The sequence below is a fragment of the Nocardia sp. 852002-51101_SCH5132738 genome (assembly GCF_001665695.1).
Taxonomy (GTDB): domain Bacteria; phylum Actinomycetota; class Actinomycetes; order Mycobacteriales; family Mycobacteriaceae; genus Nocardia; species Nocardia nova.
Genome location: NZ_LZML01000210.1, coordinates 96743 through 108175, shown reverse-complemented (window position 1 = coordinate 108175; position 11433 = coordinate 96743). Strand labels below are relative to the sequence as shown.

Below are 11433 nucleotides of genomic sequence, written 5' to 3'. Positions count from 1 at the left end.
CTGGCCAACGGATTCACCTATGTCGAGGCCTATCTGGCGCGTGGCATGGCCATCGACGATTTCGCACCGAATCTGTCGTTCTTCTTCTCCAACGGCATGGATCCGGAGTATTCGGTGATCGGGCGGGTGGCCCGGCGGATCTGGGCGATCACGATGCGCGACAAATACGGCGCCAACGACCGCTCGCAGAAGTTGAAGTACCACATTCAGACCTCCGGGCGTTCGCTGCACGCCCAGGAGATGAACTTCAACGATATCCGCACCACGCTGCAGGCCTTGATCGCCATCTACGACAACTGCAACAGCCTGCACACCAATGCCTACGACGAGGCGGTGACCACACCCACCGAGGAATCGGTGCGGCGCGCCCTGGCCATCCAGTTGATCATCAACAAGGAATGGGGCCTGGCGATGAACGAGAATCCGCTACAGGGCAGTTTCGTCATCGACGAACTGACCGATCTGGTGGAGGAGGCGGTGCTCGCCGAATTCGAGCGGATCAGCGAACGCGGCGGGGTGCTGGGCGCGATGGAGACCGGATATCAGCGCGGGCGCATCCAGGACGAATCGATGCGCTACGAACACCGCAAGCACGACGGCACGCTGCCCATCATCGGAGTGAACACGTTCCGCAATCCGAACGGGGAAACCCATCAAGTGCTGGAACTGGCCCGCGGTACCGAGGCCGAGAAACAATCGCAGCTGCGTCGCACCGAGGAATTCGTCACCGCGCATCGCGAGCCGGCGCAGGCCGCACTGGCCCGGCTCGAGGCCGCCGCACGCGGCGACGACAACGTCTTCGACGTGCTGATGGACGCCGCACGGGTCTGCACTCTGCAGCAGATCACCGACTGTTTCTTCACCGTCGGCGGGCAATACCGCCGCAATGTGTGACAAGGGTTCGGATGTGACCCGCCGGTGTGTACGGGCGTGTGACAATGCCGGAGAGCGGACAGTCGAACGCGACGGAAGGGCGCCATGGACCTCGCCGGTATCAGCGTTGTGGATGCGCACATCCATCAGTGGGATCCGCTGAACACCCCGCGGGATTTCAGCATGCTGGCGAAACTGTTCCGGTTCGTGCCCGTGCCGGTCGACAAGGCCGCTCGGCTCGCTCCCAAGCGGGACCGCGATTTCGTCGGCACTCCCGATGCGTATCTGCGGCCGTATCTGCCCGCGGATTACCGCGAGGACCTGGGCACGGTGCCGGTGGAGGCGCTGGTGCACATCGAGGTGGAGTGGGCCGGACGCGCGCCGGACGCCAAGGCGGACGAAACGCGGTGGGTGGCCAGCCTGCCGTTCGGGGTCGACACCCCGGCCCTGGGCGCGATCATCGGCAGCGGCGATCCGGCCGCGCCCGGATTCGCCGAACTCATCGACAAGCATCAGTCCGCGTCACCGCTGTTCCGCGGTATCCGCACCATGGTCGCTCACCATCCGGACCCCGGGGTGCGGTCGTTCTGCCGGGCCGAGGGCGCACTGACCGATTCGGCCTTCCTCGACGGCTTCGCGGTTCTGGCCGAACGCGGGCTGTCGTTCGAGGCCTGGGTCTACTCGCATCAGATCCCGCAGGTCACCGCCCTGGCCCGGCGCTATCCCGAGGTCACCATCGTGCTCAACCATCTCGGCACACCCGCGGGGATATTCGGCCCGGTCGGCAAGAGCACCGGCACCCAACCGGGCCGGCGCCGCGAACTGTTCGTACAGTGGCGCGACGATATCGCCACGCTCGCAACCCATCCGAATGTGATGGCGAAGGTCAGCGGGCTGGCCATGCCGATCCTCGGCCATCCGGTGCCGATGCGAGGCGTACCGACACCCGTCTCCGACCTACTGGACCGCACCGCGCCGCTGTTGCACCACGCCTTCGACGTCTTCGGTGCGCAGCGGCTGATCTGGGGTTCGAATTACCCTGTGGACAAACCGATTACGAGTATCGCCAACGGCGCGCAGGCGGTGATCGACGTACTGGCCGACCGCGGCGGCAGCGCCGAGGAGCTCGAGCAGGTCTTCCGCACCAACGCCCAGCGAACCTACGGCATCGACGCGGAACTGCTGGCCTGAGGCCGGACCATTGACATCCCGGCCACCGCGCGGTTAATTGGTGGCAGGTGCGGCCAGTCAGGTGCCCTGGCCGAGGACGGCACAGGAGCAGTCATGGCCATCGACCACGAAGTGATCATCGTCGGCGCCGGATTTTCCGGTATCGGGGTGGCCATCGCGTTACGGAAGGCCGGCTTCCGGGACTTCCTCATCGTCGACGACGCCGACGGCGTGGGCGGCACCTGGCATTGGAACACCTACCCCGGCATCGCCGTGGACATCCCCTCGTTCAGCTATCAGTATTCGTTCGAGCAGAGCACCCGGTGGTCGCGCGTCTACGCACCCGGCCGGGAATTGAAGGACTACGCCGAACACTGCGTGGACAAGTACGGGCTGCGACCGCGCATCCGGTTCAGCACCACCATCGCCGCCGCGGAATTCGACGAGGACGCCTCGGTGTGGACGCTGCGCACCAGCGACGGTGAGAGCTTGACCGCGCGCTACGTCGTCGGTGCGACCGGAGTGCTGACCCGGCCGAAACTGCCGGATATTCCTGGCGTGGAATCGTTTTCGGGCATCACCATGCACACCTCACGCTGGGACCACGACCGGGACCTGCGCGGAAAGCGCGTGGCGATCATCGGGACCGGAGCCTCCGCGGTGCAGGTCATTCCCTCGATCGCCCCGGAGGTCGCCGAGCTGACGGTATTCCAGCGCACGCCGATCTGGTGCCTGCCGCGGCCGGACGCCACGCTGCCCGCGCCCGCCCGCTGGGCACTGCGGTATCTGCCGGGCGGACAGGCGGTTTCGCGCCTGGCGAGCCAGGCGTTCGTCGAACTGACCTTCCCGTTGTCGGCGCACTACTATTCGAAGCTGCCCCTGGCCAAACTCGGCGAGCGCTCCGGACTGGCCCATCTGCGGCGCCAGGTGCACGACCCGGCGATCCGGGACAAACTCACCCCGCGGTATGCGCTCGGATGTAAGCGGCCCGGTTTCTCCAACGATTACCTGCCGACCTTCAATCGCGACAACGTGACGCTGGAAACCGATCCGATCGCCGAGATCACCCCCACCGGCGTGCGCACGGCGAACGGAACCGAATACCCGGCCGACGTGCTGATCCTCGCGACGGGCTTCAAGGTCATGGAATCGGGCAACATGCCGACCTTCGAGATGACCGGCGTCGGCGGCCGTGATCTCGAGAAGTGGTGGGACGAGAACCGCCTGCAGGCCTACGAGGGCGTCAGCGTGCCGGGCTTTCCGAACTTCTTCTCGATCATCGGGCCCTACGGATACAACGGCGCGTCGTATTTCACGCTGATCGAGATGCAGACCCAGCACATTGTGCGGCTGTTGCGGCACGCGCGGAGCAAGCGGGCCGGCCGCATCGAGGTCACCGCGGCGGCCAACGAGCGATACTTCCGGGAAATGCTCGAACGCCGCGACGGACAGGTGTTCTGGCAGGACAGCTGCGCGGTCTCGAACAGCTACTACTTCGACAAACACGGCGATGTGCCGCTGAAACCGATGAGCACCGTCGAAGCGGCCTGGCGCGCTGCGCATTTCGATCTGCGCGACTACAGCTTCGAACGGATCCCGGCTCAGCTGCCGACCACCCGGGCCAGCTGAGCGGTCAGCCGCTCGCGCGCCTCGACCAGCGACGGGCCGTACCAGGTGAGATCGCGGCCGCTCACCAGGGCGACCGGGATGCCCGGAAACGCCTCCGGGCCGTCGGTCGCGGTGAACACGTACGGCTCGTCCGGCAGCACCGCCAGCCGAACACCCTGTACCAGTTCGGATTCCGTCACCGTGGGATAGCGCTCGGGACCCGTGGCGTGCACCAGGTTCAGCCCCAGGCGTCCGGCCAGGTCCGCGGTGAACGTATCGCGACCGACCACCATCCACGGCTTGCGCCAGATCGGGATCACCGCATCGATCGGCGGATGCGGCGCGGGCGCGAACCAGACCGCGCGGGCCCGGGTCAGCCACGACGGCACCGCGCCGCCCAGGGCGATACCGAACAGTCGCGTCATCGAGGTGAACGCCTCGTCCACGGTGCGAATCCTGGTGACCCACACCGGAATTCCCGCCTCGCGCATCCGCTCGACATCGAGGCGGCGGTTCTCCTCCTGATTGCACACCACCAGATCCGGCGCCAGCTCGGCGATCCGGCGCAGATTCGGATTCTTCGTCCCCCGCACCCGTTCGACCGCCAGCTCCGGCGGATGGGTACACCAGTCGGTGGCGGCGAGCAGCAACTCCGGGCGGCTCGCCGCGATCGCTTCGGTCAGCGACGGAACCAGCGAGATCACCCGACGGACCGGACGCCGCAGCGCAACCGCGGCATTCAGATCGTCGACGAGATCTTCGGGCACGAGGCCAGCATAGGGGCTAGCCGGAGCTCTCGAGGGCGCGGTACAGGGCACGGAGTTCCCGCATACCGGCCTCGGCGACGGCTTCGTCCTCACTGGTCATCCGCAACGCCTGCCGCAGGGGAATCGGATCGAGGTCCTCGATCGCCGCACGGAACTGCGGTGCCGGCAGCTCGGGCAGCGCGACGTTCTCGCCGTAGAGGTCGTCGGAGATCGTCGGGCCGCTGTCCTCCTGCACCCCGCGAATCAGAGTGTCGAGATCGAGGCCACGCAGGGTCAGCATGATGGCCGGGGACTCGTCGAGGCGTTCGGCCACGATGTAGCACAGCGCGGCGACGTGCTTGCACGGCCAGCCGTCGTCCGGGCAGGTGCAGGAGAAATCGAGTTCGGCGGCGGTGCCGGGCAGCAACAGCGGACCGAGCTCCTGCGGCAGGGCGCCGGAGGCGAGCTGGGCGAGCATGCCCGGTGTGCCGCGGACCTGCTCGACCAGCTCGTCCAGCCGGTCGTCGCGCAACACCCGCAGCGTCAGCACAGAGGTGAACGGCCGCGGTTGACTGCCCTGGACCTCGGCGGCCACCGCCCCGGGCTCGATGTGGTAGCTGACCACCTGCCCCGAGCGGGCGTAGGTGCGCCCCCGGGAGAGCCGGCCCGCATCCGCGACCTCCTCCACAGCTTCCAGAAAGGCCCGGCCCCACCAGGTTCGCGCGAAAGACCCACGGCGGCTGCGTGGTTCGACGCCGCCGCGCACCGGGCGGCGCTTCCCGTAGACGCTGAAATCGGGGACCGGGAAATCGGGTGCCGGACTCATTCGCCGACCGCCTCGGCGCCGAGCGCGAACAGATCGCGCAATTCGTCGGTACTCAGTTCGGTGATCCAGTTCTCCCCGGTGCCGACGGTGAGATTCGCCAATTCCTGTTTGCCGGTGAGCATATCGTCGATGCGCTCCTCGATGGTGTCGACACAGACCAGTTTGCGCACCTGCACATCGCGGCGCTGACCGATGCGGAAGGCGCGGTCGGTGGCCTGATTCTCCACCGCCGGATTCCACCAGCGGTCCAGGTGCACCACGTGATTGGCGGCCGTGAGATTGAGGCCCGTACCACCGGCCTTCAGGGACAGAACCATGATGGGCGGTCCGTCGGACTCGGCGAAGCGTTCCACCATCCCGTCGCGGCGCTTCTTGGCGACACCGCCGTGCAGGAACGGGATCGCGGTGCCGAACCGCTCGCTCAGATACGGCGTGATCAGATCGCCGAATTCCCGGAACTGGGTGAACAGCAGCGCCCGCTCCCCCTCGGCCAGCACCGACTCCAGCACATCCTCGACCAGGGCCAGCTTGCCGGAGCGGTGGCGCCCCCGCCGCAGCAGCGCCGATCCGTCGCCGAGGTAGTGCGCGGGATGGTTGCACACCTGTTTCAGCCTGGTGAGCGCGGCCAGGACTGCACCCCGGCGAGCCATGTTCACCGCGCTGGAGCCGGTACCCCGGGAAGCCTTTAGCTGCGCGAGCATGTCGTCGACCACCGCCTGATACAGCGCGGCCTGCTCGACCGTGAGGTTGGCGCGCACCGTCATCTCGAACTTCTCCGGCAGATCCGAGATGACCGAGGGATCGGTTTTCACTCGGCGCAGGACGAACGGTGCGGTGACGGCGCGCAGGCGGCTGACGGCGTTCTCGTCGTGTTCGCGTTCGATCGGCACCGCGAAGCGGGCGTGGAATTCCGACGGTTTGCCCAGCACGTTCGGCGCCGCGAAATCGAGAATCGACCGCAATTCCTCGAGCCGGTTCTCCACCGGAGTGCCGGTCAGCGCCAGCCGATGCCGGGCCGGAATCGCGCGGGCGGCGCGAGCCTGACGGGTCGCGGCGTTCTTGATGTGCTGCGCCTCGTCGAGGACGACACGCTCCCAGGGCTGGCGCTTCAACTCCTCCACATCGCGCGCCAGCAGCGCGTAGGTGGTCAGCACCAGGTCGGAATCGGTCACGGCCGCGTCCAGCTCCGGACCGGAGCGTCGTGACGAGCCGTGATGCACCAGCACCCGCAGCCCGGGGGCGAAGCGTTCGGTTTCGCGTTGCCAATTGCCGACCACCGACATCGGGCACACCAGCAGAGTCGGCCCCGGGACGGAATCGGTTGCGGGACTTTCGTTCTCGTGCAGAAGTAGCGCGAGCACCTGCACCGTCTTGCCGAGGCCCATATCGTCGGCGAGGATGGCGCCGCAACCGAGACGATTCATCGTCGCGAGCCAAGACAGTCCGCGCAGCTGGTAGGGGCGCAGCTGCGCCTTCAAGCCGGCGGGCGGGTCGACCGGATCGCCGGAGTGGACACCGTCGAACAGTTCGCGAACCCAGCCGGTCGCCGTGACCTCCTCGATCGGCACCTGGCGCACCTGCGTGGCGGCGATCTCGCCCAGAAGCTGGGTCAGGGTCGCCGGGCGTTCGTCGACCTTGCCCTCCAGATAGGCGGCCGCGGCGGCCAGGCTGCGCTGATCGGCCTGCACCCAGTGGCCGCGCAGCCGCACCAGATCCGATTTGGCCTGGATGAGCCGGCTCATTTCCGCCGGCGTGAGGACGGTATCGCCCAGGGCCAGTTCCCAGCGGTAGGAGACCAATCCACTGAGTCCGACCGCGGTTTCGGTCGCGGCCGGGGACTGCACCCGCAGCCGCATACTCGGCGAGACGATGCGCCATGCGCGCGGCAGCATCAGATGCACACCGGCCGAACGCAATTCGTGCGCACCGTGGGCGACCAGCTCCTGCACGACCGGCGTCGGGAGCAGGAAATCCATTCCGTACGGATCGCGCGGGACCTGCTGCAGCCGCGGGTAGGCCTGGATCGCGGCCGCCACCTTCTCCCCGGCGAGCCGGATCAACGCCGGGTCGCCCTGGATCGGAACCGGTTGCGGCGCTTCGCCTTCCGAGCGGAGACAGACTTCGAGCCGCCACAGGGCGTCGACCGCCTGCGGGTCGTCGTCGGGATCGTCGTCCGGTTCGAGTAGGCGCAGCACCAGTTCGGGCTCGCCGGCGGTGAGGCTCGCGCGCCACTCGTCGAGCACCGAGGCCACCCGATGCGATCCCGATTCCAGCGGGACCTCCGCGACCAGCGCTGCCGTCAGCGGATGCGACGGTTCCCGGACACTCAGCTCGAGCCGGACGAGCGGGTCGGCGAGTTCGGCGACGAAATCCTCGAGGATCGAGGACGCGGACCGGGCATCGGGCACCCGCAGCGCGGGCGGCATCGCCGCGGCCAGTTCGGCCAGCCAGGCCCGTTGCCGCCGGCCGCCGACCAGCCGCCACCGCACCCACCACTCGCCGTCGGCGCGATGCAGTTCGGGCACGATCCGCCCCGCCCGGACCCAGCGCCGCAGTCCCCGGGCCGCATGCGCGAGAAACCGCAGATCCGCCGCCACCGCCGTGTCGGGCAGCGGCTGAGTGAGGACGCGGGCGGCCACCTCCGGCGCCAGGGCATGCCCTCGCACCTCGACGACCTCCGGCCCGGAATCTCCCGCCACCAGGACCCGCACCCGATGCCGAAACCGCGCAGTCCGCGCGACCGTCCCCAGCGGATCGGGCAGCTCACCCCCGGCGTCCGCGGCCGGCTGCGCCGCCGACCCGGGCAGGCGCCAGAGCACCAACCCCGATCCGGGCGACCACAAACCGTGCAGCATGTCCCCATCCAATCAGCCACCACCGACACGCCCGTCCGTGGCCGGTGCGGAGGCGAGCAGTGCACAGACCGCGCATGACGGTACTGCCCGGCTGTACCGCAGCGCGCCATCCGGACGTATCGAACGAACGCACCCCGTGCGTGACTTCCGGTGCGGAAGTTGTCGGGCGGGGTCGGTAGATCTGCGTTATGCGGTGGGGACGAGGTTTCGGATGGGCGGCGGGGATCGTCGTGCTGGTGACGGTGGCGGGGTGTGGGGTGATCGGAGGGCCCGAACCCGCGCCGGGGAGCCCGAGCCGGGCCCGGATCGAGCAGTTGCTGGGGGCGGTGGCCGTGGTGGCCCGGCGTCCGCACCCGGGCGGGTACGACCGGGACTGCGGGACGGGGCACGGATGCGTGTTCGGACCGGCATGGTCGGACGACCAGGACGGGCCGGGCGGGCACGACGGGTGCGATTCGCGCAACGGAGTGCTGGCACGGCAGCTGCGCGAGGTGCGATTCCGGCCGGGTACCGACGATTGTGTGGTGCTCGCGGGCACGCTGCGGGATCCGTACACCGGCCGCGCGATCACCTTCGACAAGGCGCGGGCCCGGGAGGTGCAGATCGACCACGTCTACCCGCTGGCCGCCGCCTGGGATCTGGGTGCGGCGGCCTGGTCGCCCGAACAGCGGATGCGCTTCGCCAACGACATCGAATTCAATCTGCTGGCCGTCGACGGCCCGGCCAATATGGACAAGGGCGACCGCACACCCGCCGACTGGCTTCCCCCCGCCGGCGCCTATCACTGCTTCTACGCCGGCAAATATCTCACCACCGCGGCGCAGTACCGATTGCCGATCACCGCCGCCGACCACGCCGCGCTCGCCCGCATCGCACGGCAATGCCCCTGATGCGACGATCGGCTCGGCCGATACTCGCGAACCGTTTGCCGGCCCGGTCGAACTTATTCGCCCGCATCCAGTCGCCGGAGCAGCCGCTGGGCGGCGGCGCGCAGCGCGGCCGGGTCGCCGGTGACACCGAGTACCCGCAGCGCGGCGTCGGGGATGGCGGTTTCCGCGTAGTCGGGGGCGGTGCCCTCGTCGGAGCGAATGTTGATAACCGTTTCCACCATCCGGAAGGGCAGGACATGCGCGCCGGGGACGCCGGCGGGTGCGGCCTCGATCGCCGCCGCCGCCAGTTCCTCGTAGTGGCGGCGCAACCGGGCTCGGCGGCTGCGGAAGTCGGCGAATCGGTCGCTGCGCAGTTCGGGCAGCAGATACAGCGCGCCGAGATTCCATTTGGCGGCGCACAGCTGGCGCACGTCGGCCCGGGCCAGTGCGTACAGCCGCACCGCGGCCGGATCGGGTTCGGCACGCAACCGCTCGGCCAATTCCAAAGGGCCGGTGATGGTTTCGGCGAGCAGCGCGTCCAGGATGTCGTCCTTGGCGGCGAAATGGTGATAGAGCGACGCCTGCCGGATACCGACCGCGTCGGCGATACCGCGCGTGGACGTGCTGCCGTACCCGTTGGCCGTGAACAATTCCGCTGCGGCGTCGAGGATCTCGGCGCGCGGTGTCCGCCCGCGACGGCTGCGCTGATCGACGCGAGGACGGCCCGGACCCAGGTGTGTCACCGTCTCATCCTGCCATCGCCACCGCCGCGCGGACCGGCTCTACGCCGCGCACCACGTCCCACCTGCGGTTGTGAAATATCTGTCACTCGACAGAAATACCGGCAACGCAGACGTTACGCGGGTTACCGCAAGCGATACACAGCCGTCACCGAAAGCGCGATCCGGCCCGCAAAACTGTCATCTGATAGATATTGGCCGCGACGCCGAAGGACAGCCCATGGCCATCACGCTCGATCCCCCCTCGCAATCCCCGATCGGTGACAGCGCCGATCTCGAACGTTTCGGATATCAGCCGGTGCTGCATCGCAAACTCGGCCGTTACGCCTCGTTCGCCGCGGGATTCTCCTTCGTCTCGATCCTCACCACCATCTTCCAATTCTTCGGATTCGGTTACGGTTTCGGCGGCGGCGCGTTCTTCTGGACCTGGCCGATCGTGTTCGCCGGCCAGTTCCTCGTCGCGCTGAATTTCGCGGAACTCGCCGCGCGCTATCCCATCTCGGGCTGCATCTACCAGTGGTCGCGCCGGCTCGCCGGTGAGGTGGTCGGCTGGTTCGCGGGCTGGATGATGATCATCGCCCAGATCGTCACCGCCGCCGCGGCCGCCATCGCGCTACAGGTGGTCCTGCCCTCGATCTGGAGCGGCTTCCAACTGGTCGGCACCGATACCGCCCTCACCTCCACCGACGGCGCGGCGAACGCGGTCCTGCTGGGCAGCGTGCTGCTCGTGATCACGACGGTGATCAATGTGATCGGCATCGATCTGATGGCCCGGATCAATTCGATCGGCGTCACCGTCGAAATCGTGGGTGTGCTCGCCGTCATCGCCCTGTTCTTCACCCATACCGAACGCGGCGCCGATGTGGTCCTGCAGACCGACCAGGCGGCGCCCGGCCCGTACTGGGCGGCGTTTCTGGTCTCCGGCTTGATGGCCGCCTACGTGATGGTCGGATTCGATTCCGCCGGAGAGCTTTCCGAGGAGACCAAGAATCCGCGCCGGGTCGCACCGCGCACCATCCTGCTGGCGCTCGCCGCCTCCGCCCTCGGCGGCGGCCTGCTCCTGCTGGGCGCGTTGATGGCCGCACCGAGCGTCAGCGACGGTCACCTGGCCACCGACGGACTGGCCTACGTGATCACCGCCAAACTCGACAGTCCGGCGGGCACCGTGCTGCTGAGCTGTGTCGCGGTGGCGATCACGGTGTGCACCTTGGCCATTCAGACCGCGGGTTCACGGCTGATCTTCTCGATGGCCCGCGACGGCCGCCTGCCGTTCGCGTCTCGGCTGGCCGCCGTGCACCCGCGCTTCGGCACCCCGATCCTGCCCGCGGTGATCATCGGCGTGCTCGCCGTGGCGCTGCTGGTGGTGAATCTCGGCAACGCCGCGCTGTTCGCGACGCTGGCCAGCGTCTGCATCGTGACGCTGTATGTGGCATATCTGCTGGTCACCGTGCCGCTGCTGATCCGGCGGCTGCGCGGGCTGCCCGCCGCCGAGCCCGGCCTGTTCTCGCTGGGTCGCTACGGCATCGCGGTGAACGTCGCCGCGGTGGTGTGGGGCATCGCGATGGCGGTGAATCTGGCCTGGCCGCGCGCCGAGGTGTACACGCCCGCCGGTGGCGGCTGGTGGATGCTCTGGGCCGCACCGCTGTTCCTGCTCCTGACCGTCGCGGTGGGCGCGGTCGTGCACCGCATCGTCACACCCCGCGCCGCGGCGGCCGAGGCCCGGCCCGCGCCGCAACCCGCCTGAGG

At 68.4% G+C, this 11433-nt stretch carries 9 protein-coding genes; 5 read left to right on the top strand and 4 right to left on the bottom strand.

What is annotated here, in order from left to right; translation table 11 throughout:
* From A5789_RS33450 to A5789_RS33440, 3 genes are all read left to right on the top strand, one after another.
* The coding region (locus A5789_RS33450) for a methylmalonyl-CoA mutase family protein (RefSeq protein WP_231956671.1) at positions 1–894 on the top strand (894 nt) is incomplete at its 5' end.
* 84 nt (positions 895–978) lie between these two features.
* Positions 979–2064 (top strand): amidohydrolase, encoded by a 1086-nt coding sequence (locus A5789_RS33445; RefSeq protein ID WP_064905662.1) that lies wholly within the window; start codon positions 979–981, stop codon positions 2062–2064.
* 93 nt (positions 2065–2157) lie between these two features.
* On the top strand, positions 2158–3672 hold the full coding sequence (locus A5789_RS33440; protein WP_063015865.1) for an NAD(P)/FAD-dependent oxidoreductase: 1515 nt from the start codon (positions 2158–2160) through the stop codon (positions 3670–3672).
* On the opposite strand, the gene A5789_RS33435 is transcribed toward A5789_RS33440, so the two are convergent.
* From A5789_RS33435 to A5789_RS33425, 3 genes are read right to left on the bottom strand one after another with little or no spacing between them, the layout of a single operon-like run.
* Positions 3645–4418 (bottom strand): helical backbone metal receptor, encoded by a 774-nt coding sequence (locus tag A5789_RS33435; protein ID WP_064905664.1) that lies wholly within the window; start codon positions 4416–4418, stop codon positions 3645–3647. The genes A5789_RS33440 and A5789_RS33435 overlap by 28 nt on opposite strands.
* A 16-nt stretch (positions 4419–4434) precedes the next feature.
* Positions 4435–5223 carry an SWIM zinc finger family protein gene (locus A5789_RS33430; RefSeq protein WP_063015867.1) on the bottom strand — a complete coding sequence of 263 codons (789 nt, stop codon included), beginning with the start codon at positions 5221–5223 and terminating at the stop codon, positions 4435–4437.
* Positions 5220–8078 (bottom strand): DEAD/DEAH box helicase, encoded by a 2859-nt coding sequence (locus A5789_RS33425; RefSeq protein WP_064923017.1) that lies wholly within the window; start codon positions 8076–8078, stop codon positions 5220–5222. Before A5789_RS33425 ends, A5789_RS33430 begins: the two co-directional genes overlap by 4 nt.
* Positions 8079–8266: 188 nt before the next feature.
* On the opposite strand from A5789_RS33425, the gene A5789_RS33420 reads away from it, so the two are divergent.
* On the top strand, positions 8267–8968 hold the full coding sequence (locus A5789_RS33420) for an HNH endonuclease family protein (protein WP_063015869.1): 702 nt from the start codon (positions 8267–8269) through the stop codon (positions 8966–8968).
* Positions 8969–9021: 53 nt separating this feature from the next.
* On the opposite strand, the gene A5789_RS33415 is transcribed toward A5789_RS33420, so the two are convergent.
* Positions 9022–9690 (bottom strand): TetR/AcrR family transcriptional regulator, encoded by a 669-nt coding sequence (locus A5789_RS33415; RefSeq protein ID WP_064905668.1) that lies wholly within the window; start codon positions 9688–9690, stop codon positions 9022–9024.
* A gap of 217 nt (positions 9691–9907) precedes the next feature.
* Between A5789_RS33415 and A5789_RS33410 the strand changes: the two genes are divergently transcribed.
* Positions 9908–11431 (top strand): amino acid permease, encoded by a 1524-nt coding sequence (locus A5789_RS33410; RefSeq protein WP_063015871.1) that lies wholly within the window; start codon positions 9908–9910, stop codon positions 11429–11431.
* The last annotated feature ends 2 nt before the right edge of the window (positions 11432–11433 follow it).

Bases quoted from the DNA above. Each gene is read 5' to 3' on its own strand.
- A5789_RS33445 (WP_064905662.1), top strand. From the start codon at position 979: ATGGACCTCGCCGGTATCAGCGTTGTGGATGCGCACATCCATCAGTGG.
- A5789_RS33425 (WP_064923017.1), bottom strand. From the start codon at position 8,078: ATGCTGCACGGTTTGTGGTCGCCCGGATCGGGGTTGGTGCTCTGGCGC.
- A5789_RS33440 (WP_063015865.1), top strand. From the start codon at position 2,158: ATGGCCATCGACCACGAAGTGATCATCGTCGGCGCCGGATTTTCCGGT.
- A5789_RS33430 (WP_063015867.1), bottom strand. From the start codon at position 5,223: ATGAGTCCGGCACCCGATTTCCCGGTCCCCGATTTCAGCGTCTACGGG.
- A5789_RS33420 (WP_063015869.1), top strand. From the start codon at position 8,267: ATGCGGTGGGGACGAGGTTTCGGATGGGCGGCGGGGATCGTCGTGCTG.
- A5789_RS33410 (WP_063015871.1), top strand. From the start codon at position 9,908: ATGGCCATCACGCTCGATCCCCCCTCGCAATCCCCGATCGGTGACAGC.